This window comes from Rhizobacter sp. AJA081-3 (assembly GCF_017795745.1).
Classification (GTDB): domain Bacteria; phylum Pseudomonadota; class Gammaproteobacteria; order Burkholderiales; family Burkholderiaceae_C; genus Piscinibacter.
On sequence record NZ_CP059067.1, the window covers coordinates 91837 to 114749 of the forward strand.

General features: G+C 68.5%; 19 protein-coding genes. 3 read left to right on the forward strand and 16 right to left on the reverse strand.

Going from position 1 to position 22913, the window contains the following annotated elements; genetic code table 11:
* Positions 1 to 4: 4 nt before the first annotated feature.
* The 11 genes from HZ992_RS00435 to HZ992_RS00485 all read right to left on the reverse strand — a co-directional run bounded on the left by HZ992_RS00435 (position 5) and on the right by HZ992_RS00485 (position 13290).
* Positions 5 to 1387, reverse strand: coding sequence for an AAA family ATPase (locus tag HZ992_RS00435; RefSeq protein ID WP_209384723.1), 1383 nt, complete (start codon positions 1385 to 1387; stop codon positions 5 to 7).
* 54 nt (positions 1388 to 1441) lie between these two features.
* Positions 1442 to 3490 (reverse strand): TRAP transporter large permease, encoded by a 2049-nt coding sequence (locus HZ992_RS00440; protein ID WP_209384724.1) that lies wholly within the window; start codon positions 3488 to 3490, stop codon positions 1442 to 1444.
* A complete protein-coding gene (locus tag HZ992_RS00445) occupies positions 3487 to 4119 on the reverse strand; it encodes a TRAP transporter small permease subunit (protein ID WP_209384725.1) in 633 nt (210 codons plus the stop codon). Before HZ992_RS00445 ends, HZ992_RS00440 begins: the two co-directional genes overlap by 4 nt.
* Before the next feature lie 84 nt (positions 4120 to 4203).
* Entirely contained in the window at positions 4204 to 5316 is a 1113-nt protein-coding gene (locus HZ992_RS00450) for a TRAP transporter substrate-binding protein (protein ID WP_209384726.1), read from the reverse strand.
* A 239-nt stretch (positions 5317 to 5555) separates the two neighbouring features.
* On the reverse strand, positions 5556 to 6329 hold the full coding sequence (locus tag HZ992_RS00455) for an SDR family NAD(P)-dependent oxidoreductase (protein ID WP_209384727.1): 774 nt from the start codon (positions 6327 to 6329) through the stop codon (positions 5556 to 5558).
* Positions 6330 to 6336: 7 nt separating this feature from the next.
* Positions 6337 to 7188: a carbohydrate ABC transporter permease gene (locus HZ992_RS00460; protein WP_209384728.1), complete on the reverse strand. Its 852-nt coding sequence runs from the start codon at positions 7186 to 7188 to the stop codon at positions 6337 to 6339.
* A 4-nt stretch (positions 7189 to 7192) separates the two neighbouring features.
* Positions 7193 to 8143, reverse strand: coding sequence for a carbohydrate ABC transporter permease (locus HZ992_RS00465; RefSeq protein ID WP_209384729.1), 951 nt, complete (start codon positions 8141 to 8143; stop codon positions 7193 to 7195).
* Entirely contained in the window at positions 8088 to 9323 is a 1236-nt protein-coding gene (locus HZ992_RS00470; RefSeq protein WP_209384730.1) for an ABC transporter substrate-binding protein, read from the reverse strand. Before HZ992_RS00470 ends, HZ992_RS00465 begins: the two co-directional genes overlap by 56 nt.
* Before the next feature lie 44 nt (positions 9324 to 9367).
* On the reverse strand, positions 9368 to 11323 hold the full coding sequence (locus HZ992_RS00475) for a beta-galactosidase (protein ID WP_209384731.1): 1956 nt from the start codon (positions 11321 to 11323) through the stop codon (positions 9368 to 9370).
* Between the two features lie 8 nt (positions 11324 to 11331).
* Positions 11332 to 12462 carry an ABC transporter ATP-binding protein gene (locus tag HZ992_RS00480; protein ID WP_209384732.1) on the reverse strand — a complete coding sequence of 377 codons (1131 nt, stop codon included), beginning with the start codon at positions 12460 to 12462 and terminating at the stop codon, positions 11332 to 11334.
* A 69-nt stretch (positions 12463 to 12531) separates the two neighbouring features.
* On the reverse strand, positions 12532 to 13290 hold the full coding sequence (locus HZ992_RS00485; protein ID WP_209384733.1) for a FadR/GntR family transcriptional regulator: 759 nt from the start codon (positions 13288 to 13290) through the stop codon (positions 12532 to 12534).
* A 74-nt stretch (positions 13291 to 13364) separates the two neighbouring features.
* On the opposite strand from HZ992_RS00485, the gene HZ992_RS00490 reads away from it, so the two are divergent.
* Positions 13365 to 13982, forward strand: coding sequence for a 2-dehydro-3-deoxy-6-phosphogalactonate aldolase (locus HZ992_RS00490; protein ID WP_209384734.1), 618 nt, complete (start codon positions 13365 to 13367; stop codon positions 13980 to 13982).
* Here HZ992_RS00490 and HZ992_RS00495 read toward each other — a convergent pair whose 3' ends face one another.
* Positions 13983 to 14555 (reverse strand): YceI family protein, encoded by a 573-nt coding sequence (locus HZ992_RS00495; RefSeq protein WP_209384735.1) that lies wholly within the window; start codon positions 14553 to 14555, stop codon positions 13983 to 13985.
* Between the two features lie 65 nt (positions 14556 to 14620).
* Between HZ992_RS00495 and HZ992_RS00500 the strand changes: the two genes are divergently transcribed.
* A complete protein-coding gene (locus HZ992_RS00500) occupies positions 14621 to 16411 on the forward strand; it encodes a response regulator (RefSeq protein WP_209384736.1) in 1791 nt (596 codons plus the stop codon).
* A gap of 8 nt (positions 16412 to 16419) precedes the next feature.
* Here the strand turns inward: HZ992_RS00500 and HZ992_RS00505 are convergent, their stop codons facing one another.
* From HZ992_RS00505 to HZ992_RS00515, 3 genes are read right to left on the reverse strand one after another with little or no spacing between them, the layout of a single operon-like run.
* Entirely contained in the window at positions 16420 to 16986 is a 567-nt protein-coding gene (locus tag HZ992_RS00505) for a YceI family protein (protein WP_209384737.1), read from the reverse strand.
* Positions 16987 to 17033: 47 nt separating this feature from the next.
* The gene (locus HZ992_RS00510) at positions 17034 to 17597 is read right to left on the reverse strand and encodes a YceI family protein (RefSeq protein WP_209384738.1); all 564 of its coding nucleotides are present in this window, start codon (positions 17595 to 17597) and stop codon (positions 17034 to 17036) included.
* Positions 17598 to 17611: 14 nt separating this feature from the next.
* The gene (locus HZ992_RS00515) at positions 17612 to 18154 is read right to left on the reverse strand and encodes a cytochrome b (RefSeq protein WP_209384739.1); all 543 of its coding nucleotides are present in this window, start codon (positions 18152 to 18154) and stop codon (positions 17612 to 17614) included.
* A 198-nt stretch (positions 18155 to 18352) separates the two neighbouring features.
* On the opposite strand from HZ992_RS00515, the gene HZ992_RS00520 reads away from it, so the two are divergent.
* Positions 18353 to 19330, forward strand: coding sequence for a hypothetical protein (locus HZ992_RS00520; protein ID WP_209384740.1), 978 nt, complete (start codon positions 18353 to 18355; stop codon positions 19328 to 19330).
* A gap of 9 nt (positions 19331 to 19339) precedes the next feature.
* On the opposite strand, the gene HZ992_RS00525 is transcribed toward HZ992_RS00520, so the two are convergent.
* Positions 19340 to 22906: an indolepyruvate ferredoxin oxidoreductase family protein gene (locus HZ992_RS00525; protein ID WP_209384741.1), complete on the reverse strand. Its 3567-nt coding sequence runs from the start codon at positions 22904 to 22906 to the stop codon at positions 19340 to 19342.
* Between the last annotated feature and the right edge of the window lie 7 nt (positions 22907 to 22913).

The following is a 22913-nucleotide window of genomic DNA, read 5'->3' on the forward strand; positions in this document are numbered from 1 at the left end:
GGACTCAGGCGCCAATGGCGATGGGCTCCGGCGCCTGCTGCGGCAGGGCCTCGTCGATCGGCAGCGCAGCGAAGCCTTCGCGCGCGTGCGCCAGACGGGCGAGCAGCGAGTCGAGGATGGCGATCGTGCGGCGGCGGTTGCCGGTCAGCGTGGCCGCGAGCGAGGGGGGCAGCCAGACGCGGCCCTCGAGAGCGCGCTCCAGTTCGGCCAAGGCCGCGCGCAACGCGGGCAAGGGTTCGGCGGCACGCGCCGTGACCTCATCGACCTGGGCGAGCCGCGCGGCCACGTGCACCGGGCTCCAGCGGCGGCGCATCGCGTCTTCCAGCGAGGTGGTGACCATGCGCAGCATGCCGGTCTCGCCGGCGCCGCCGATGGCACGCGCCAGCGCGAGCTTGCCGGCGCTGTCGTCGGCGCCGTCGGCCGGCATGGAGAGCTCGATCTCCAGCTGCTTCTCGAAGGCCTCGACGGCGCGGGTGAGCCAAGGCGCCTCGTGCACCGTGGCCTGCGCCACCTCGGCGATGAACCACTCGTGCAGCGCCGGCACCTGCGCCGGCTGCGCAGCCACCACATAAGGCACGAGCCAGAGGTCGAGCGTGTCGACGGCGGCGCGGCCTTCGGTGTGCGCAGCGCTGCGCAGCAGGGCGACGAGCTGCCGCCAGCGGCGGTCCGACACCGTGATGCCCTGCGACGCAGCGAAGCCACGCAGCGCGCCCAGCGCCTCCAGCACACCGGCGGGCAGTTCTACCTGCTCGCGTTGAACCAGCGCGTCGCGCAGCTCGTCGTTCGACACCGGCACGGCGGCGGCCGGCGCGCCGGGCTGCAGCGTCAGCAGAGCGGCAAACGCCGCATCGCTGACGCCGGCCACCGGCACCCGCACCAGGAAGCGGTCGTGGAAGGCCATCAGCGCCTCTTCGGCCGGCACCTCGTTGGTCGCCCCGACCACGCAGATCAGCGGCGTGCGCACGCGCGCGCTGCCGTTGTCGAACTCGCGCTCGTTGAGCAGCGTGAGCAGCGCGTTGAGGATCGCCGAATTGGCCTTGAACACCTCGTCGAGGAAGGCGATGCTGGCCGTGGGCAGGTAGCCGTCGACCAGGCGCTCGTAGCGGTCGTGCTCCAGCGCCTTCAGCGACAGCGGGCCGAACAGCTCCTCGGGAGTCGAGAAGCGCGTGAGCAGCCGCTCGAAGTAGCGTGCGCCACCGAAGGCGCGGTGCAGCCGCCGCGCCAGTTCGCTCTTGGCCGTGCCCGGCGGGCCGATCAGCAGCACGTGTTCGCCGGCGAGCGCGGCGAGCAGCGCCAGCCGCACCGCGGTATCGCGTTCGAGCAGGCCCAGTTCGAGCTGTGCGACCAGCGCGCGCCAGCGCGCGCGGTCGGTGAGGGCGGCATTCATGCGCGCATTCTGGCGCGATTCACGCCGCCCCCGACTTGATGCAGCTTCAGGGCATCACTTGTAGAGCACCTGCGGCAGCCACAAGCCGATGGCCGGGAACATGTACAGCAGGAAGATCGCCAGCACCTGGATGCCCATGAACGGCAGCATCCCCGCGAAGATCTGGTTCAGCGTCACGTGCGGCGGGCTCACGCCCTTCAGGTAGAACGCGGCCATCGCCACCGGCGGGCTGAGGAACGCGGTCTGCAGGTTCAGCGCGACGAGCAGGCCGAAGAACAGCGGATCGACACCGAAGTTGTCGAGCAGCGGGATGAAGATCGGCATGAAGATGACGATGATCTCCGTCCACTCCAGCGGCCAGCCGAGCACGAAGATGATCGCCTGGCTGAGCAGCAGGAACTGCGTCTTCGACAGGTTCATCGACATGACCCAGCGCTCGACCAGTTCCTGACCGCCCAGCAGCGCGAAGGCGGCAGAGAAGATCGCGCTGCCGACGAACAGCCAGCAGACCATCGCGCTGGTCTTGGCGGTGAGGAACACCGACTCCTTCACCATGGTCAGGTTCAGCTGCCGGTAGGCCGCCGCGAGGATGAAGCCGCCGAAGGCCCCCACCGCCGCTGCCTCGGTGGGCGTGGCCAGGCCGAAGACGATGGAGCCGAGCACCGCGAGGATCAGGATCACCAGCGGAAAGAAGCTCGCCAGCAGCATCTTGAAGACCTCCAGGCGCTGGAAGCTCAGCATCGCGTAGAGGCCGAACAACGCGATCGCGCCCACGCCCAGCCCGATCCAGAAGCCACGACTCGCGCTGCGACGTTCGGGTGCGGCTTGCGGTGCGGCATTGGCGTTGCTGCCTGTCGTGGCACTCGGCGGCTCCTTCACGCCGCCGGCGGCGCCGGGAGGCTCCTGCACGCCAGACCCGGGTGGCTCCTTGAGTCCGCCGCTGGCACCCGCAGGCTCCTGAACGCCACCGGCTGCCGGCGGCTCCTTCAAGCCGCCGCTGGCGGCGGGAGGTTCCTGCAGCCCGCCGGCGCTCGGCGGCTCCTGCAAGCCACCCGAAGAGCCCGGAGGCTCCTGCACGCCGCCACTGGCGCCGCGCCCTTCGCGCAGGCTGCCTGCGGGCTCGGCCAGGCCGCCGGACTGCATCGCCGCCACCGGGTCGAGCGGTTCGGTGGCGGAGCGGTACGACAGCCCGGCCACCAGCACGAACACGATCGCCGGCAACAGCGTGATGCCGAGCTGCTTGAGGATGTAGTCGGCCGGCACGCCGGCGTTGCGCGAGCCCTTCAGGGCTGTCAGCAGCGCCGGCAGCGCGCGGTTGGACACGGCGTCCGAGATGCGTTGCGTCATCGGCGGCAACGGGACGAAGCGCGCCTCTGCGGAGAGCGGCGGCGCCATCTCCGGCTTCAGCTTGGCCAGGATGATCACGTAGACGATGTACAGGCCGGCCAGCATGATGCCGGGGAAGAACGCGCCGGCATACAGCTGCACCACCGACACGCCGGCCGTGGCGCCGTAGACGATCAGCAGCACCGAGGGCGGGATCAGGATGCCCAGGCATCCGCCCGCGGTGATGGCGCCGGCCGACAGGCGTACGTCGTAGCCGCCCTTGAGCATCTGCGGAAAAGCCAGCAGGCCCATCAGCGTGACCACGGCGCCGACGATGCCGGTGGCCGTGGCGAACACCGCGCAGGTGAACAGCGTGGCCACCGCCAGCGAGCCCGGCACGCGGGCCAGCGCGAGGTGCAGCGACTTGAACAGCTTCTCGATCAGGTTGGCGCGTTCGACGAGGTAGCCCATGAACACGAACAGCGGGATCGAGATGAGCACGTCGTTGCTCATCACCTTGAAGGCCGACTGCACCATCAGGTCCAGTGTCTTCGTCGTGTCTTCCTCGTAGGCGAGCCAGGTGAACACCATGCCCATGCCCATCAGCGTGAACGCGGTGGGAAAGCCCAGCATGATCGCCACGACGACCAGCGCCAGCATCATCAGGCCGAGGTGGCCGTTGGTGATGGTCGGCGCCGAGACCAGCATCACCAGCGTGCCGGCGACGATCAGCCCCATGATGATGAAGCCGAACCAGAGTTCCCTGCGGATCTTCACGACTTGCCCCCCTGCACGTAGTTCGCGGGAGCAACGTACTTGTCGAGCGCGGCGATGTCTTCGTCCTTCACGTGGACCATCTCCTTGAGCTTGTCGACGTCGACTTCCTCGACATCGTGTTCGCGCGACGGCCATTCGCCGTCACGCAGGCAGGTGATGCAGCGCACGATCTCCACGATGCCCTGCAGCAGCAGCATGCCGCCGGCGACCGGGATGACGAACTTGAAGGGGTACAGCGGCAGCGCCGTGGCCGAGAAGGTCTGCTCCCGGATCGCCAGCGCCTCGTTGGCGTAGCCCCAGCCGGCGTAGGTGAGCGCGACGATGCCCGGCAGGAAGAAGATCACGTACAGGATCAGGTCGATGGTGGCTTGCGTGCGCGGCCGGAAGAAGCCGTAGAGCACGTCGCCGCGCACATGGCCGTTCTTGCTCAGCGTGTAGGCGCCGGCCATCATGAACAGCGTGCCGTACAGCATGATCTGCACGTTCAGGTTCCAGTCGTGCGGGTTGTTCAGCACGTAGCGCGAGAACACCTCGTAGGTGATCAGGAACGTGAGCACGACGATGAACCAGGCGAACAGCTGGCCGAGCCAGGTGGAGAGGCGGTCGACCGCCAACAGCAGTTTCTGCATTGAGTTTCCTCGCGAGGGCAGCACAAAGTAAAAGGGCTGCCGGCCGATGGTGCCGGCCGGCAGCCCGTGCGGCCCGGGTCGCGCTTACTTCTTGCCGAAGTAGTGGTTGTAGGCCATCGTGAAGTCGACCATGTAGTCGTTCTGCCAGGCGCCGGCGCGCTGCGCGAAGGCCTTCTGGCTCTCCAGGATCTTCTTGAACATCGCGTTCTCTTCGCTCTTCTTGGCGATGATCTTGTCCCACGACGCGAGCTGCGCGCGCAGGATGGCGTCGGGCGTCTTGTAGAAGTTGACGCCGGCCTTCTTCAGCTCGATGTAGTCCTGCGAGTTGCGCTGGATCGCCTTCCAGCTCATGTCGGCGCTGGCGGCCTGCACGGCGTAGTCGATGATCGACTTGAGCTCGGCGGGCAGGGCGTTGAACTTGCCCTTGTTGAACAGGATCTCGAACTGCTCGCCCGACTGGTGGAAGCTCTGCAGCATGCAGTTCTTGCTGACGTCGGGGAAGCCGAGCAGGCGGTCCGAGCTGGCGTTATTGAACTCGGCGCCGTCGATCAGGCCGCGGTCCAGGGCCGGCACGATCTCGCCGCCGGGCAGCGGGTTCACCGCGGCGCCCATGTCGGTGTACATGTCGACCGCCAGGCCGACGGTGCGGAACTTGATGCCCTTGATGTCTTCGACGCGGGCCACCGGCTTCTTGAACCAGCCGAACGGCTGCGTCGGCATCGGGCCGTACAGGTAGGACACGACGTCGAGGTTCAGCGTCTTGTAGATCTCGTCGAGCAGCGCCTTGCCGCCGCCGTAGTTGTGCCAGGCCAGCACCATGTTCGGGTCCATGCCGAAGGCCGGGCCGGAGCCCCACAGCGCCAGCGCCGAATTCTTGCCGTAGTGGTAGGCCACCACGCCGTGGCCGCCGTCCAGCGTGCCCTTGGAAACGCCTTCGAGCAGTTGGAACGCGGGCACCACGGCACCGGCCGGCAGCACCTCGATCTTCAGGCGGCCACCCGCCATGTCGTTGACTTTCTTCGCGAAGTCGGTGGCGTACTCGTGGAAGATGTCCTTCGAGGGCCAGGTGCTCTGGAAGCGCAGCGAGGTGGTCTGGGCATTCGAGACCATCGGCGCGGCCATCGCGCCGGCGGCCACGGTGCTGGTGGCGGCGGTCTTCAGGAAGCGGCGGCGCGGGGCGGGCGAGGGCTTGCTCATCGGGGAGTCTCCGGTAGGGCGTTACGACAACGTGGATTGCTCGCGTGCCACCCTGTACCGGGCGATTGACGCGGACCCCCTAATGTCTCTATGCCGCCCATTTGCGAGCAAGTGGGTAAAACCCTCCGACACTTTGTCGCACTGCACCATGGCGCGTCGGCGCGCCCAGGCGAGGATGCCGATTGCGGCGGTGCGGTCGATTCAGTTTCGACCTGCGCGCAAAGATCGTTCGCGCGGAGTCAGGCCCAGCCGGCGTCGACGATGAATTCCTGGGCCGTCACCATCCGCGCCGTGTCGGCAGCCAGGAACAGCACCATGTGGGCGATATCCATGCCGACGATGCGCCCGGGGATGCAGTGCTGCTTGTCCATCTCGGCCTCGCCGGCGGCGTCGACCCACAGCGAGACCTGCCGCTCGGTCATGGTCCAGCCCGGCACCACGCAGTTCACGCGGATGCCGTCGCGGCCGAGGTCGCGCGCCAGGCAGCGCGTGAAGCCCTGCATCGCCGACTTGGCAGTCGCGTAGACGCTCAGGTTCGGCGTCTTGTTCTTCCAGCTGCCCGAGCCGATGTTGACGATGCTGCCGCCGCCCTTGCCGCGCATCGAGGCCAGCACCGCCTGCGTCGCGAAGAAATGCGGCCGCAGGTTGATGGCGATGCGCTCGTCGAAGTATTCCGGTGTGATCTCGTCGATGCTGTGGCGCTGGTCGTTGGCGACGTTGTTGACGAGCACGTCGACGCCGCCGGTGCGCACGGCCAGGCGTTCGATCGCCGCTTTCAGCGCCGGCACGTCGGTCACGTCGACGGCCTCGAAGAAGGTGTCCGGCAGGCTTGCAGCGAGCGCGCGGCCGGCGGCCTCGTCGCGGTCGACGAAGCCGACCTGGCAGCCCTGCTGCGCGAAGGCGCGCACGATGTCGGCGCCGATGCCGCCGGCGCCGCCGGTGACGATCACGCCCTGGCCGGCCAGGCTGTTGAAGCGCACGCCGGCGTATTCGATGTGGGGAACGGTGGCCATGGAATCCTCAACCCTTGGTCGCGCCGAACGTCAGCCCGGCGATGAAATGCTTCTGCATCGCGAAGAACAGCAGCACCGCGGGCAGCGCCGCGACGATGGCGCCGGCCGAGACCAGGTTCCAGCGTGCCACCCAGGTGCCCTTCAACTGTGCCACGCCCACCGTGATGGGCCGGGCCTCGTCGCCCTGGGCCAGCGTCAGGGCCCAGAAGTAGTCGTTCCACACGAAGGTGAAGACGAGCACGGCGAGTGCCGCCAGCGCCGGGCGGATCAGCGGCAGCACCACCTTGTGGAAGATCGTCCACTCGCTCGCGCCCTCGACCCGCGCCGCCTCGATCAGCTCGTAGGGCAGCTGCTTGATGAAGTTGCGCAGGAACAGCGTGCAGAAGCCGGTCTGGAAGGCCATGTGGAACAGGACCACGCCGGTGACCGTGTCGAGCAGCCCGAGGTCCAGCGTGAGCGATCGCACCGGGATCATCAGGATCTGGAAGGGGATGAAGTTGCCGGCGATGAAGATCGCGAACAGCAGCGTGTTGCCCTTGAAGTCGTAGGTGGCCAGCGCGAAGCCGGCCATGCTGGCCAGCACCAGCGCCAGCAGCACCGCGGGAATGGTGATGCGGCAGCTGTTCCAGAAGTACTTCAGCATCGGCGAGCCGGTCAGCACTTCCTTGTAGTTGGCCCACATCGAGAAATCGCGCGGCCAGCCCCAGTAGTTGCCGGCCATGATCTCGTCCGCCGAGCGCATCGACGTGACCAGCACCGCGATCAGCGGGAGCAGCCACAGGATCAGCACCACCGGCACCGCGATGCGGTACAGGTTGCGGTTCAGCGGTCGCCACTTGGCGATGGGGGTGGGGAACATGGCGCTACCTTCCGCCCTCGCGTTCCTGCCGGATCATGCGCGTCAGGAAGTAGGCGATGTAGATCAGCATGATCAGCATCAGCACCACGGCGATGGCGGCGCCGTAGCCCTGCCGGTAGTACTTGATCGCCTGCTCGTACATGAAGAAGGCGAGCACGGTCGAGCTGCCGTACGGGCCGCCGTCGCTCATCACCGAGATCAGGTCGAAGCTGCGCAATGCGCCGATGACGGTGACGACGATGGCGATGAAGGTCGCCGGCCGCAGCTGCGGCAGGATCACCCTGCGCAGCAGCGTGAAGCCCTTCGCGCCCTCGATGCGCGCCGCCTCGATCAGCTCCGGGCTGACCGCGGTCAGCCCGGTGAGGTACAGGATCATGCAGTAGGCCGTCTGCGGCCACAGCGCCGCGGCGATGATGCCGAAGGTCACCGTGTCCTCGTCGCCGAGCACCGGCATGGCGTGGCCGACCATCAAGGCCAGCAGCCCGGCGGTCGGTTCGTAGAACCAGTTGAACACCATGCCGATGACGACGCCCGAGAGCACGAAGGGCATGAAGAACAGCGACTTCGCCAGACGCATGCCGCGCATCTGCTGATTCAGGAACAACGCCAGCGCCAGCCCGATCGGCGGGGCCAGCAGGAACAGCGCCAGCCAGATGACGTTGTTCTTCAGCGCCTTGTAGAAGGTGTCGTCGTCGAGCAGCTCCCGGTAGTTGGCCAGGCCGACGAACACCTTGGGCGCGAGCCCGTCCCACTCGTAGAAGCTCAGCACGATGCTCTGGCCGATCGGCCAGAGCACGTACACGGTGAAGAACAGCACCGCCGGCGCGAGGAACAGAAACGCAGCGCGCCGCTTGCGCGCTGCCATCGGCGACCGGGGAGGCTGTGCCTTCACTGCCCGCTCACTTCGCCTTGTGGATGCGCTGGCGATCCTTCTCGAGCTTGGCCAGGATCGCATCCAGCCGCTCCGGCTTGGCGAGGAACTCCTGCATGCCCTTCATGCCCTCGTCGGCCATCTCCTTGACCGCGTCGCGGTCGTAGAACTGCGCCACGCCGCCGGCCGCGCCGGACAGGATGTCGAATGAGGTCTTCTCGAGCGGGTCGGTGGGCGGCGACGACTTGCTGTTGGTCGGCAGCGAGCCCATGCCCTTGGCGAGCTTGGCGACGTTCTCGGGCTTGGCCGCGAACTCGAGGAACTTGCGCGCGTCGGCCTTGTTCTTCGCCTTGGCCGGGATGTGGAAGGTGTCGGTCGGGCCGTCCTCGGCGCGCTTGACCTTGGCGTCGATCTCCGGGAACTGCATGTAGCCCATCTTGTCCTTCACGTCGGCGGGGAAGCCCGGCGCCATGAAGGTGCCCATCAGGAACATGGCGGCCTTGCCGGTGTACAGCAGCGGCTGAGCCGTCTGGTAGTCGTAGCTGGTGATGTTGTCGACGAAGCAGCCGACGTCCATCGCGCTCTTCCAGTTCGCGAAGGTCTTCTTCACGCGGGCATCGGTGTACGGCACCTTGCCGTCGGTCAGGTCGATGTGGAACTCGTAGCCGTTGGTGCGCAGGTTCATGTAGTCGAACCAGCCGGCCAGGTTCCAGCCGTCCTTGCCACCGGCGGTCACCGGCGCGATGCCTGCAGCCTTGAGCTTCTTGCAGGCGTCGGTGAACTCGGCCCAGTTCTTCGGCTCGGCCTTCACGCCGGCCTTGTCGAACAGGTCCTTGCGGTAGAACACGCCCCACGAGTAGTACATGTAGGGCAGCGCGTAGAACTTGCCGCCCAGCGAAGCCGACTTGGTCGTGCTGGCGAACTCCTTCTCCCAGCCGTTCTTCTTCCACAGGTCCGAGATGTCCTCCAGCAGGCCGCGGCGCACGTAGTAGCGCATGCGTTCGCCGGCGTACCAGTTGATCAGGTCGGGCGACTCGGCGGACAGCCAGTTCGGCAACTGCACCTTGTAGCCTTCGGCGTCGATGTAGCTGACCTTGACCTTGATGTCCGGGTGGGCCTTCTCGAAGTCGTCGATCAGCGCCTGGAAGGCGGCCTTCTGGTTCGGGCCGTGGATGCTGGCGTTGTAGGTGATCGTGCCGGCCTGGGCGCCGGCCGTGGCCAGCAGCGCGGCCGCGGCCAGCAGGGTGAGGGTGGGGTACTTCATCGGGAGTCTCCTGCAGCGTGGTTGTGGTTGACGGGAAATTGCGCTCAGTCGCCGCGCAGGCGTGCAACGCACACGCCCTGTGCAGGCACGGTGTCGTTACCGATCAGCCAGTCCACCGATTCGGTGGGCAGCGTCGCGGGCTCGTCGCCGTAGTTGAAGAGGAAGATCAGTTCGCCGCGCTGGCGAATGCGCACGCCCGCGGGCAGCGCGTAGGGTTCGAGGCCGGCGTCGACGGCGGCGCGATGCATCACTGCGCTGAGGGTGGGCGCGTCGAACCAGCCGGCGAGGTAGCGCACGCTCCCGCAGCGAACGACGGCCGGGCCACCGAACTCGTCGGCAAACTGGGCCTCGCCGACGCTGTCATTGCCCAGTTCGACGTGCTCGCGCCAGCGGATGCACCCGCCGCGGTGTTCGCCGAGCACCACCGGGGCGGCGATGCCAGGGCGCAGCGACTCGACGCGGCGCACGCGAATCGGCATCAGCGTGCGCAGGTCGCCTGGCGGCAGGCCATCGGCGATCGACAGCGTCTCGACCTTGGACCCGCAGCGCGGGCCGAGCACCACCTGCGCGCCGCTGTCGCGCAGCCGCGCCACGAAGCCGTCGGGCAGGTGAGGCAGAGTCGGTACGACGACCAGCGCATAACCCTCCAGCGGAGCCTGCGCCGACACGATGTCGACGTCCAGCGCCAGCTCCCGCAGCGCGCTGTACCACTCGAAGGCCAGGCGCAGCGCGTTGAAGTCGGCGCCCTGCGGCTGCGCCTCGATGGCCCAGCGCGCCTCGTAGTCGAAGACCAGCGCCACGGGGGCCCGCTCACTCTTGACGACCGGCACACGGCCCAGTTCGTCAGCCACCTGCGCGGCCTCGATGCCGCCGGCGTCGAGCTGGTTGTCGGGCGTGTTCAGGCCGGCGTGCATCTGTTCCTGCGCGAACGGCGCCTGCCGCCAGCGGAAGTAGCTGACCACGCCCGCGCCGTGCGCGAAGGCCTCCCAGGTCCACAGCCGCACCATGCCGTCCTTGGGCGACGGGTTCCAGTGGGCCCAGTTCACCGGGCCGGGCTGCTGCTCCATCACCCAGAAGGGCAGCCGGCTCATGCCGCGGTACAGGTCGTGATGGAAGGCGGCGAAGTCCGGGTGGCCGGTGCGCAGCCAGCGACGCTTCTCTTCGTCGCTGAACCAGAACATTTCCAGCGCACCCAGTGGGTAGCTGTCCCATCCGACGAAGTCGAGGTCGGCCGCGACCTTGTGGTGGTCGAACTCGGTGAAGAAGAGCATGAAGTTGTGCGACACCGGCCGGCCCGGCGCATGCTCGCGCAGGATCTCGACCTGCATGCGGTTGAAGCGCACCACTTCGTCGCTGGCGAAGCGACGGAAGTCGAAACGATGCGCCGGGTTCGACTCAGTGACCGTGAGCATCGGCGCGTCGATCTCATCGAAGCTGCGGTACTCCTGGCTCCAGAACACGTTGCCCCAGGCCTCGTTCAATCGCGCGATGTTCCCGTAGCGCTTGCGCAGCCACAGCCGGAAGCGCTGCGCGGCCTGGGCCGACCAGCTCAGCACGGTGTCGTGGCAGCCGTACTCGTTGTCGGTCTGCCAGGCGGTCACTGCCGGGTGGCGGCCGTACCGTTGCGCCTGCAGCGTGACGATGCGCCGCGACTCTTCGAGGTAGGCGTCGCTGGAGAAGTCGTAGTGGCGGCGCGAGCCGAAGCGGCGTTCGCGGCCTTGCGCGTCGACCGCGAGCATGCCCGGGTGGCGATCCACCAGCCACTTCGGCGGCGTGGCCGTGGGCGTGCCCATCACGACTTCGAGACCGGCGCGCGCCAGCGTTTCCACCGCGCGGTCCAGCCAGTCCCAGTGCAGCTCGCCCGGGCTCGGCTCGATGCGCGACCAGGCGAACTCGCCGATGCGCACATGCCGGATGCCGAGCTCGGCCATGCGCCGCGCGTCGTCGGGCCAGAGGGCTTCCGGCCAGTGCTCGGGGTAGTAGCAGACGCCCAGCTTCATCGCAGGCCTCAGGCGGGCAGGTCCACGCAGCGCGGCAGCGCGTCGCCGCGGTCGTCGAAGACGTGCAGGGCCTGCGCGGGCAGGCCCAGGGCGAGCCGGTCGCCCGGCCTGGCGTGGCTGTCGGCGCTGGCCTGGGCCACGAACTCCTGCGCACCGCCGCGGTCAAGGTACAGGTAGGTCGTGGTTCCCAGCCGTTCGACGAGCGACACGCCGCCCTGGAGCGACTGACCGTTCTCCTGGCCCACGACCGCATGCTCGGGCCGGATGCCGACGGTGACGGCGGCGCCGGCGGCCAGGCGGCTGGCGTCGACACTGGCGCGAATCACCGGCCCACCGTCGAGCTGGACGACCGCCTGCGCAGGTTCGGCTGACACCAGCTTGCCCGGCAGGAAGTTCATGCGCGGCGAGCCGATGAAGCCGGCCACGAACAGGTTGCGCGGGCGATGGAACAGCTCCATCGGCGTGCCGACCTGCGCGAGCGAGCCCTTCTCGGCGACATCCTTGCCGGTGTGCAAGAGCACGATCTTGCTGGCCAGCGTCATGGCCTCGACCTGGTCGTGCGTCACGTAGACCATGCTGGCATGGGCGTACTGGGCATGCAGGCGCGCGATCTCGATGCGGGTCTGTGCGCGCAGCGCGGTGTCCAGGTTGGACAGCGGCTCGTCGAAGAGAAAAACCTTCGGCTCGCGCACGATGGCCCGGCCGATGGCCACGCGCTGCCGCTGCCCGCCGGACAGCGCCTTGGGCTGGCGATCGAGAAGATGATCGAGCTGCAAAGTCTTGGCTGCGGCACGCACCTTGGCGTCGATCTCGGCCTTGGGGCGCTTGGCCAGCTCCAGTCCGAAGGCCATGTTCTCGTACACGCTCATGTGCGGGAACAGCGCATAACTCTGGAAGACCATCGCGATGCCGCGCTCCGCCGGCGGCACCTCGTTGACACGGCGGCCGCCGATGCGCAACTCGCCCGAGGTGATCTCTTCCAGGCCGGCGATCATTCGCAGCAGCGTGCTCTTGCCGCAACCCGAGGGGCCGATGAAGACGGCGAACTCGCCGTCACTGAGCTCGAGGTTCACGCCGCGCAGCACCGCGGGCAGGTCGCCGTAAGCCTTGTGGACGTCCTGGAAGACGATGCTGGTCATGGGCGTGGGCGAAACTGCGCTACTTCAGTGATTTCATCATACAAATAAGCGCCCGCCGGCGCCGCAGGGTTAGCCCCGATGTCGGCGGGAGGCGCGCGCCGGCGGTTCGGTGGCCGGCGGCGGCAGCAGGCGCCGCCGCGAATCGGCCAGCAGCAGCGCCATCGCCTGCCCCGCGGCCAGCGTGTCGCGGGTGCGGATCGCCTCGCTCACGCGGGCGTGGTCGGGCAACGCGATGCGGAAGTCCTGCGCATGACTGGCGGTCAACACCAGCAACGACTCCAGCGTGGAGCCGATCAGCGCGGCCAGCGGCATCAGCAGCGCGTTGCCGGTGGCGCTGAGGACGGCGCGGTGGAAGTCGACGTCGGCCTCGACCCACCGTTCGATGCTGCGCGCCGCACCCATGCGCGCCAGCGCGTCCTGGATCTCCGCCATCTGCTCGTCGCTGCGGTGCCTGGCAGCCAGCTGCGCGGCGGCCGGCTCGATGATCTCCCGCATCTCGGCGAGCTGCTCGATGAATCGCGCATCGGGCAGGGTGCGGCAGCGCCACGCCAGCACATCGGGGTCGAGCTGGTTCCATTCGGTGATCGGTCGTACCCGCGTGCCGATGCGAGGCCGCGATTCAAGAAGCCCCTTCGCCGCAAGCACCTTGATCGCCTCGCGCAGCGCGGTGCGGCTGACGTGCAGCTGCACACACAGATCTTCCTCGCTGGGAAGCACCGTGCCGGGGGCGTAGTTTCCGCCGGCGATGCGAGCGCCGAGCTCGTGGACCACCTGGCCGTGCAGGCTGGGGCCGCGGTAGGTGGCGCCGATGTGGGTGACCTTCGACATGGCGCTCAGTCTAGGCCGGGCCGGCTCGATTTGTAATACAGTATTTTCCTCGACCGATGCCAGCCGACCCCGCCATGACGACGACCGACTCCCAGCCGCCCCTGGTGGCCATCCTGCGCGGCCTCGAAGCCGAGCGCGCCGCCGAGGTCGCTCGGGTGCTGTTCGATGCCGGCTTCCGCATCGTCGAGGTGCCGCTGAACCGGCCCGGCGCGATCGATGGCATCGCCGCCATCGTGCGCGTCGCGCCCGCCGACGCGCTGGTGGGCGGCGGCACCATGCTCACGCCGGCCGACGTCGACGCGGTGCACGCCGCCGGCGGCCGCATGATGGTCTCGCCGAACTGCAACCCGGCGGTGATCGCGCAGGCGCGCCAGCGCGGCATGTTCGCCGCGCCCGGTGTGGCCACGCCGACCGAGGCCTTCGCGGCGCTCGAGGCCGGAGCCAGCGTGCTCAAGCTGTTTCCGGCCGAGGTCATCGGACCGGCGGGCTTGAAGGCGATGGCCTCGGTGCTGCCGGCCGGCACGGGGCTGTGGCCGGTGGGCGGCATCACGCCGGAAAGCCTGGCGCCCTGGGTGCGGGCCGGCGCCACCGGCTTCGGCATCGGCAGCCAGCTCTTCAAGCCGGGCATGGCGCTGGCGGAGATCGACCGAATGGCGCGCGCTTTCGTCGCCGCCTGGGCGGCCACGCGCTGATCAGGGGTCCTGGATGGCCTCGACCTGCACGAGCAGCCGCACGCGGTCGGCCACCAGCGGCAGGCCGAACGTCAGCCCGTAGTCGCTGCGCAGCAGTTCGGCCTCGAAGTCGCCGCCGCACCAGGGCCGCTGGACGACCGGGTGCGTGCCGCAGGCAAAGCGCTGCGCGCGCAGCGTCAGCGGCCGGCTGATGCCGCGCAGCGTGAACTCGCCGCGCACCTCGCGCAGCGCCTGGCCCTCGAAGACGAATCGCTCGGCGACGAAGTAGGCCTGCGGATGCGCCGTGCTGGCGAGCAGGTCGTCCTGCCGCAACCGGCTGTCGAGCACGGCCAGCCCGGTGCTCACGGCCTGGGTCGGCACGCTCAGCGACACCTGGCCCGTGCCGGCGCGCATGTCGAGCGCGGCCAGGCCGTCCAGCGGCCCGAAACGCCCGCGCAGCGTCGCGGTGCCGAAGTGCATCACCTCGAAGTGCACGAAGCTGTGCGACGGGTCGAATCGGTAGTTCGCCGGCTGAGCCGCCGCAAGGCCGGCGGCCACGGCCAGCCCGATCGCGAGAACTGCTCGACGTTTCATCGCCGGATTGTCTGCCGGCTCCCACAGTGCAGTGTGAGAATTCGCGACCAGCATCCTGCCCGCCGATGCGTCCGCTCAGCGAATCCCGCCCCCCCGGGGCCACCGACCTCGACGCGATCGACGCCGCCGGGCTCGACTCGCGCATCGATCGCGCCGAGATCGCCCTGCTGTTCGACCGCACGCGCACGTCCAACTGGATCGCCTTTCCTGTCGGGCTGCTGCTGTGCTGGCTGCTGTGGAACGTCGTGCCGCAGACGACGCTGCTGGGCTGGCTGGCGCTCAAGTACCTGGTGGCCTTCGTTCGCCTGGGCATCGCCTGGCGCTACCGGCGCGACGGCCCGGCCCACGAGGCGCGCTGGGGGCGGCGTTACGAGTGGGCGCTGGTCGTCGACGGCACGGTCTACGGACTGATCGCCACGCTGCTGCTGCCACCGGGCGATCCCGAAGCCGCGGCGCTCTTGAACGCCACCGTGATCGGCGTGGCGGCGATCGGCCTGATCGTGCTGTCGGTGCGGCCGTTCGCCTGCCTGGGGTTCTGCGTACCGGTGCTGTTGCCGCCGATCCTCTATCAGCTGTCGGTGGGGACGAGGCTGTCGTTCTACACGGCACTGGCGATGACGGTCTTCCTCGGTCTCATCGTCAGCGAAGGGCGGCGTGCTGCGGCGACCACGCGCACCATGCTGCGGCTGCGGTTCGAGATGGCCATCGTCGCCGACCAGCGCGCGCAGGCGCTCGACCTGGCGAAGCGGCACAGCGCGGTGAAGGGCCAGTTCCTCGCCACCATGAGCCACGAGATGCGCACGCCGCTGCACGGCATGCTCGGGCTGGCCTCGCTGGCACGTGCCGGCTCGCCCGAGGCCGACCGCTACCTCGGCATGCTCGAGCACACCGGGCGGCACCTGCTCGGCTTGATCAACGACGTGCTCGACTACTCGAAGATCGAGAGTGGCTACCTGCAGCTCGCGCCGCGACCTTTCGACCTGGCCGAACTCGTTGCCGCAGTGGCCGAGCTCACGCGTGTCTCGGCGGCTGAGAAGGGCCTGGTCTTCCGTCTCGATCTGGCGCTGCCGCGGCCCTTCTGGGTGACCGGCGACGCGGTGCGCCTGCGCCAGGTGCTGCTCAACCTCACCGGCAACGCCGTCAAGTTCACTGACGCCGGGCGGATCGAGTTGCGCGTGCGCTGCGATGTCGGCGGCCGCGCGGTGTTCACGGTGATCGACAGCGGCGAGGGCGTGCCGATGTCCGAGCGCGAGCGCATCTTCCAGCCCTTCCACCAGGGCGATGCCTCGTTCGGGCGGCGCCACGGCGGCACCGGGCTGGGGCTGGCGATCTCGCGGGAGCTGGCACGCGCGATGGGCGGCGACGTGAGCTGCGCCGACGCCGCAGCTGCCGCAGGGGCCTGCTTCGAGCTGCGTCTGCCGCTGCCGCTGGCCGAGGCCGCCGAATCGGCGCCCGACCCCGAGCTCTCGAGCACGCTGCAAGGCGAGGTGCTGCTGGTGGAGGACAACCCGGTCAACGCGCTGGTGGCGCAGGCCATGCTCGAGCGCGTCGGCCTGCACGTGGAGTGCGTCGAGGACGGCGAGCAGGCGCTGCGGCGCGTGCGCGAACGCCGCTACGACCTGGTGTTGATGGACTGCCAGATGCCCGGCATGGACGGCTTCGAGGCGACCCGACGCATTCGCGCCGAAGAGCGCGCCGAGCGCCGCGAGCCGCTGCGCATCGTCGCGCTGACCGCCAACGCGCTGGAAGGTGACCGCCAGCGCAGCCTGGAGGCCGGCATGGACGACCACCTCGCCAAGCCCTTCGGCGAGGCCGAACTGGCCCTTCTTCTGCAGCGCCACCTGGGTGGCGGCTGAGATTTCCCTTACTGCTTGACGGCTTCGATCTGGATCAGCAGGCGGATGTTGTCGGGGATGCCCGGCAGGCCGTAGACGATGCCCCACTGGCTGCGCGCGATGGTGGTCTCGAAGTCGCCGCCGCACACCTCGCGCTTGAGCATCGGGTTCTGGTAGCAGTTGAAGTTGCTCGCCTTCAGGGTGACCGGGAGGGTCTTGCCCATCATCGTGAGCGTGCCCGCCACTTCGCTGACCTTGTCGCCGTTGAAGCTGAACTTGTCGCCGACGAACTTGGCGCTCGGGTTGGTGGCGGCGTCGAAGAAGTCCTTGCTCTTCAGGTGGCCGTCGAGCGGTCCCACGCCGGTGCTCACCGAGGTGATGTCGATGGTGATCTCGGCCTTGCCGGTCTTGCCGGCGCGGTCGAACTGCACGGTGCCTTCCTTGCGGTCGAAGCGGCCGCGCAGCGTCGAGGTGCCGAAGTGCTGCGCCTCGAAGGTCACGAAGGTGTGCGTCGGGTCCACGCCGTAGGTGGCGCTTTGCGCCTGGGCGAAGCCGGCGGCGGCGATCAGTGCGGAGGCAATCAGTGTCTTCTTCATCGTCGTGTCCCTGTCGGAAAGTGGATTCGGGTGTGTGGGGGTGGAACTCAGAGCGCGCCGACACCCGTCAGCGCGAGCTTGAACTTGACCTGAACGTCGTTGGCGACCATGGAGGTGTCCTTCCAGTCGCCGTCGCCGATCTTGTAATCGAGCCGTTTGAGCACGAAGCCGCCGGTGGCCGTGGTGATGCCGCTGGCCTGCGACAGCGCCACCGGCACCACGACGTTCTGACTCGCGCCCTTGATCGTGAGCTTGCCGGTGACCTCGAACTTGCCCGCGCCGGCAGGCTTCACCGCGGCGCTCTGGAAGCTGGCCTGAGGAAACTTCTTGGTGTCGAACCAGTCGGGCTTGACGACTTCCGCCTCGGTCTCGGCCGCACCCAGCGAGACGCTGGCCAGGTCGATGGTGAAGGCGATCTTCGCGGCCTCGGGCTTCTTCGGATCGAAGCTGACCTGGGCCTCGAACTTGCGGAACTTGCCGTCCACCGGCACGCCCATCTGCTTGCTGGTGAAGGCAATCTCGCTGCCGGCCGGCACGAGTTGCTGCGCGCAGGCGGGCGCGGCGAACAAGGCGGCCACCGACAGGGCGCTGACGACGAGGTAGGTCTTCATGGGTCGGTGTTCTTTCAGGCGCGGCCCGGACGCATGCGGTCCAGCAGGCCGTCGCGGTCGACGAAGTGGTGCTTCAGCGCTGCGCCCACGTGGGCAAGCACCAGCGCGGCCAGCGTGAAGGCCAGGATCTTGTGCAGCGGCTTGATGGCCTCGGCCAGCGCCTTGTCGGGCGAGACGAAGTCGGGCAGCGGCAACACGCCGAAGACGACGACGGGGAAGCCCGCCGCCGAGCTGTAGGCCCAGCCGGCCAATGGCACGGCGAAGAAGAGCAGGTAGAGCAGGCCGTGCACCGCGTGCGAGGCGCGCTGCTGCCAGGCCGGCATCGGCACGTCGGCCGGGGGCCGGTGCGTCAATCGCCACAGCAGGCGCAGGGCCGACAGCGTCAGGATGCAGATGCCGGCCCATTTGTGCCAGTTGTACAGCTTCAGGCGCTGCGGCGAGATCGGCAGCTCGGTCATGTACACGCCCACGCTGAACGAGCCGACGATGGCCAGCCCCAGCAGCCAGTGCAATGCGATGGCCGGGCCGGTGTAACGCTCGCGGGATGCAGTGCTCATGGGGTTCCGAAGGGGCGCAAGGCCCGCACTGTAGGTGGCGGTGGCGGCTCGGCGCTTCATGCGGCTTGACGTGAGCGTTCAAGAAAACTGGTGAACCAACCCGGTTCCGACCCGGCGATGCCCGTTGCGTTCACTCAACGGCGCCGGGCGCGCACTGCCTACAGTGTGTTTGTCTCAAAATGAAAACAGGAGTGGGCGATGAATGCGGCTTCTTGCAGGCGCCTTCTGCGGCAATGGCTGGTGCCGGGCGTGCTGGGTGTGTTGCTGGCCGCGTGCGGCGGTGGTGGCGGAGATGACGGCGGCGGGCCGCCGGGCAGCATCGACGTGAGTGCAGCCAACCAGGACCTGCTCGTGCGTGCCGGTGTGATCGCCATCCAGGGCGACGTGATCGGCGGTGCGCTGGGCGTGGCGGCCAGCCCGGGGCGCGCAGCGCCGCTGGCGAGCGGCCTTCGCAAGCGCATCGCCGCGCTGATCGGCCCGGAGGTCGAGGCCTGCTTCGTGTCGGGCAGCACCAGCAGCACGCTCGACGACCGCGACAACAGCGGTGCCGCCACGGTCGGCGACGTACTGACGATGACCTACAACGACTGTGTCGAGGTCGCCGGCGAGGTCACGAACGGAACCTTCATCGCGACCTACACGCAGATCAACCCGGCGACGCTGACCATCGCAGCCAACGTCACGACGAGCGACATGTCGTCGGTCTCCAGCACGCGCAGCGTGACCGCGCAGGGCGACTTCAGCCTGCAACTGCGATTCGTCAGTGTGACGAGCGAGACACTGCATCTTGCGGTGGGTCAGGCTCTGGCGATGGCGGTCACCACGCCGCGCTTCAGCGACACGATCACCTTGCGCGCCGGCTACACGACCGACTCGGTGTACGACAGCACGATCCTGCCGCCCGGCGGCACGGTGGCGGGCCTCACCTCGACCACGGCCTCCGGGCAGGTGGCGTCGGCCAATGCCGCGGGCTACGTGACCGTGCGCACGCTGCAGCCGATGCTGCAGTACGACGTCGACGCCAACCCGCGCTCCGGTCAATTCGAGGCGGTGGGCAAGACCGGCTCGCTGCAGGCCACCGTGCTGTCGACCACGCAGGTGCAGATCGACCTGGACGCCGATGGCAACGGCGTGTTCGACGCGAGCAAGGTCGTGCTCTGGAGCGACCTCTTCTAGCGCTGGCGATCAGGCGGCCTGCCGCGCCGCGCCGCCTCGCCACTGTGCCATCAGCGCGGCCCACTTCGGCCGCGCTGCCTTCAGGTGGCGCTCCTTCACGTGGCCGAAGCCGCGGATCTCTTCGGGGATGCGCGCGATCTCGGCCGCCAGCGCCAGGTTGCCGGCGTTCAGCGTGCCCAGCAATTCCTCGACACAGGCGCGGTACTCGACGATCAGCGCGCGCTCGGTCTTGCGCTCCTCGGTGCGGCCGAACACATCGAAGGCCGTGCCGCGCAGCCCCTTGAGCTTCGCCAGCACACCGAAGGCGCTGCGCACCCAGGGGCCGTAAGGCTGCTTCACGAGTTCGCCGCGGTCGTTGTGCTTCGCGAGCAGCGGCGGCGCGAGGTGGTGCACCAGCTTGAAGTCGCCCTCGAACATGCCGGCGATCTTCTGCGTGAAGGCCGGGTCGGTGTGCAGCCGCGCCACCTCGTACTCGTCCTTGTAGGCCATCAGCTTGAACAGGTAGCGTGCCACCGCCTCGCTGAGCTTGGTGCCCTTCAGCGGCGCCTCGGCCGCGCGCACCTTCTCGACGAAGGCCTTGTACTGCGCAGCATAGGCGGCGTCCTGGTAGCCGGTGAGGAACTCGACGCGCTTGCTGACCATCTCGTCGAGCGACGGCTTCTTGACGAACTCGATCACCGCGGCCGCCTTGTACAGCGCCTGCACCGAGGCCAGGTCGTGCGCGCAGCGGCGGCCCCATTCGAAGGCAGCCTTGTTGTTGTCGATCTGCACGCCGTTGAGCTCGAAGGCGCGCATCAGTGCGGCGTGGGAGAGCGGCACGCGGCCCTTCTGCCAGGCGTAGCCCAGCAGCAGCGGGTTGGTGTAGATCGAGTCGCCGACCAGTTGCACCGCGGCCTGCTCGGCATCGAAGGCGCCCACCATGTCGATGCCCACCGCGCCGGCCACCGCCGTCTCGCAGTTGCCGCCGGGGAACTGCCAGTCGGGGTTGCGCACGAAGGCGGCGGTCGGCGTGCCGTGCGTGTTGAGCGCCACGAAGGTGCGCCCGCCGTGCATCACGCTCATCGTGTACTTGCTGGCCGCCACGATGGCATCGCAGGCGATCACGAGATCCGCCTTGGCGGTGTCGACCTTGGTGGTGTGGATGGCCTCGGGCCGGTTGGCGATCTGGATGTGGCTCCAGGTGGCGCCGCCCTTCTGCGCGAGGCCGCCGGCGTCCTGCGTGACCACGCCACGTCCCTCCAGGTGCGCGGCCACGCCGAGCAGCTGGCCGATGGTGATGACGCCGGTGCCGCCGACGCCGCCGACCACGATGCCCCAAGCTGTCTCGGCCAGCGGCAGGCTCGGCTCGGGCAGCGGTGGCAGTGACGACAGGTCGCTGCGCGCTTCCTTCTTCGCCTTCTTCAAGTTGCCGCCCTCGACCGTGACGAAGCTCGGGCAGAAGCCCTTCACGCAGGAGAAGTCCTTGTTGCAGGTGTTCTGGTTGATGCGGCGCTTGCGGCCGAACTCCGTCTCCACCGGCTCGACCGACAGGCAGTTGGACTGCACCGAGCAGTCGCCGCAGCCTTCGCACACCAGCTCGTTGACGACCACCGTCTTGGCCGGCGTGGCCAGCTTGCCGCGCTTGCGGCGGCGGCGCTTCTCGGTGGCGCAGGTCTGGTCGTAGATGATCGCGGTGCAGCCGGGCAGCTCGCGGAACTGGCGCTGGATCGTGTCGAGCTCGTCGCGGTGGTGCACCGTGACTCCGGCCTCCAGCGACACACCGGCGTACTTCTGCGGCTCGTCGGTGACGATGACCAGCTTCTTCACGCCCTCGGCGATCAGGCTCTTCTGGATCTGCAGCACCGAGTGGCCCTCGGGCCGCTCGCCGACCTGCTGGCCGCCGGTCATCGCCACGGCGTCGTTGTAGAGCACCTTGTAGGTGATGTTCACGCCAGCGGCGATGCTCTGGCGGATCGCCAGCAGGCCGCTGTGGAAGTAAGTGCCGTCGCCAAGGTTGGCGAACACGTGCGTGTCCTTCGTGAAAGGCGCCTGGCCGACCCAGGCCACGCCCTCGCCGCCCATCTGGCTGAAGGTACTGGTGCTGCGGTCCATCCACACCGACATGAAGTGGCAGCCGATGCCGGCCATCGCACGCGAGCCTTCGGGAACGCGGGTGCTGGTGTTGTGCGGGCAGCCGCTGCAGAACCACGGGGCGCGTTCGCCGGTGTCGGTCTTCAGCTCGAGCAGCGCGCGCTCGCGCTGCCCGACCACGGCCAGACGCTCGTCCATGCGCGCCGCGACATCGCTGCCTTCGGGTGCGAGGCCGAGCTTCTTCAGCCGCTTGGCGATCGCCTTGGCGATGATCGCCGGCGTCAGGTCGGCCTTGGCGCGCAGCAGCCAGTTGTCGCTCGGGTTCGGCATCGACCATTCGCCGCCGGAGAAGTCGCCCTCGGTCTCGTCGAACTTGCCCAGCACGTTGGGCCGCACGTCGGAGCGCCAGTTGTAGAGCTCTTCCTTGATCTGGTACTCGATGACCTGGCGCTTCTCCTCGACGACGAGGATCTCCTGCAGGCCCTGCGCGAAGTCGCGCGTGATGGTCGCGTCCAGCGGCCACACCACGTTGACCTTGTGCAGCCGGATGCCCAGGCGCCCGCAGGTGTCGTCGTCCAGGCCCAGGTCGGCCAGCGCCTGGCGCGTGTCGTTGTAGGCCTTGCCGCTGGCAATGATGCCGAAGCGATCGTTCGGGCCCTCGACCACGTTGCGGTTGAGCCTGTTGGCGCGCACGTAGGCCAGCGCCGCGTACCACTTGTGGTCGAACAGGCGTGCCTCCTGGTCGAGCGCCCCGTCCGGCCAGCGGATGTGCAGGCCGCCCGGCGGCATGGTGAAGTCTTCCGGCATGACGATCTTCACGCGGTCCGGGTCCACCGACACCGAGGCGGACGACTCCACCACCTCCTGGATCGTCTTCATGCCTGCCCACACGCCGGCGTAGCGGCTCATCGCGAAGGCGTGCAGGCCCATGTCGAGGATGTCCTGCACCGACGACGGGAAGAACACCGGCAGCCCGCACGCCTTGAAGATGTGGTCGCTCTGGTGCGCGGCGGTGGAGCTCTTCGCGACGTGGTCATCGCCGGCGATGGCGATCACGCCGCCGTGCTTCGCGGTGCCGGCCATGTTGGCGTGCTTGAAGACGTCAGAGCAGCGGTCCACGCCCGGGCCCTTGCCGTACCAGATGCCGAACACGCCGTCGTACTTCTTGCTCTGCGGGTAGAGGTCGAGCTGCTGTGTGCCCCACACCGCGGTAGCGCCGAGTTCCTCGTTCACGCCGGGCTGGAAGACGATGTGGTTGGCCTCGAGGTGCTTCTTCGCCGCCCACAGCGACTGGTCGTAGGTGCCCAGCGGACTGCCGCGGTAGCCGCTGATGAAGCCGCCGGTGTTCAGCCCCGCGGCCAGGTCACGCTGGCGCTGCAGCATGGGCAGCCGCACCAGCGCCTGCACGCCGCTCATGAAGGCGCGGCCGTGGTCGAGGCTGTACTTGTCGTCCAGCGATGCGCTCTCGAGCGCCTTGCGGATCGACTCGGGCAGGGGTGCATTCATGGCAGGC

Coding starts and splice junctions, on each gene's coding strand:
- HZ992_RS00435 (WP_209384723.1), bottom strand. CDS start 1,387: ATGAATGCCGCCCTCACCGACCGCGCGCGCTGGCGCGCGCTGGTCGCA.
- HZ992_RS00520 (WP_209384740.1), top strand. CDS start 18,353: ATGAATGCGGCTTCTTGCAGGCGCCTTCTGCGGCAATGGCTGGTGCCG.
- HZ992_RS00445 (WP_209384725.1), bottom strand. CDS start 4,119: ATGCAGAAACTGCTGTTGGCGGTCGACCGCCTCTCCACCTGGCTCGGC.
- HZ992_RS00525 (WP_209384741.1), bottom strand. CDS start 22,906: ATGAATGCACCCCTGCCCGAGTCGATCCGCAAGGCGCTCGAGAGCGCA.
- HZ992_RS00450 (WP_209384726.1), bottom strand. CDS start 5,316: ATGAGCAAGCCCTCGCCCGCCCCGCGCCGCCGCTTCCTGAAGACCGCC.
- HZ992_RS00460 (WP_209384728.1), bottom strand. CDS start 7,188: ATGTTCCCCACCCCCATCGCCAAGTGGCGACCGCTGAACCGCAACCTG.
- HZ992_RS00475 (WP_209384731.1), bottom strand. CDS start 11,323: ATGAAGCTGGGCGTCTGCTACTACCCCGAGCACTGGCCGGAAGCCCTC.
- HZ992_RS00515 (WP_209384739.1), bottom strand. CDS start 18,154: ATGAGCACTGCATCCCGCGAGCGTTACACCGGCCCGGCCATCGCATTG.
- HZ992_RS00505 (WP_209384737.1), bottom strand. CDS start 16,986: ATGAAGAAGACACTGATTGCCTCCGCACTGATCGCCGCCGCCGGCTTC.
- HZ992_RS00480 (WP_209384732.1), bottom strand. CDS start 12,462: ATGACCAGCATCGTCTTCCAGGACGTCCACAAGGCTTACGGCGACCTG.
- HZ992_RS00495 (WP_209384735.1), bottom strand. CDS start 14,555: ATGAAACGTCGAGCAGTTCTCGCGATCGGGCTGGCCGTGGCCGCCGGC.
- HZ992_RS00510 (WP_209384738.1), bottom strand. CDS start 17,597: ATGAAGACCTACCTCGTCGTCAGCGCCCTGTCGGTGGCCGCCTTGTTC.
- HZ992_RS00490 (WP_209384734.1), top strand. CDS start 13,365: ATGACGACGACCGACTCCCAGCCGCCCCTGGTGGCCATCCTGCGCGGC.
- HZ992_RS00485 (WP_209384733.1), bottom strand. CDS start 13,290: ATGTCGAAGGTCACCCACATCGGCGCCACCTACCGCGGCCCCAGCCTG.
- HZ992_RS00455 (WP_209384727.1), bottom strand. CDS start 6,329: ATGGCCACCGTTCCCCACATCGAATACGCCGGCGTGCGCTTCAACAGC.
- HZ992_RS00465 (WP_209384729.1), bottom strand. CDS start 8,143: ATGCGATCCTGGCCAAGCTCGAGAAGGATCGCCAGCGCATCCACAAGG.
- HZ992_RS00500 (WP_209384736.1), top strand. CDS start 14,621: ATGCGTCCGCTCAGCGAATCCCGCCCCCCCGGGGCCACCGACCTCGAC.
- HZ992_RS00470 (WP_209384730.1), bottom strand. CDS start 9,323: ATGAAGTACCCCACCCTCACCCTGCTGGCCGCGGCCGCGCTGCTGGCC.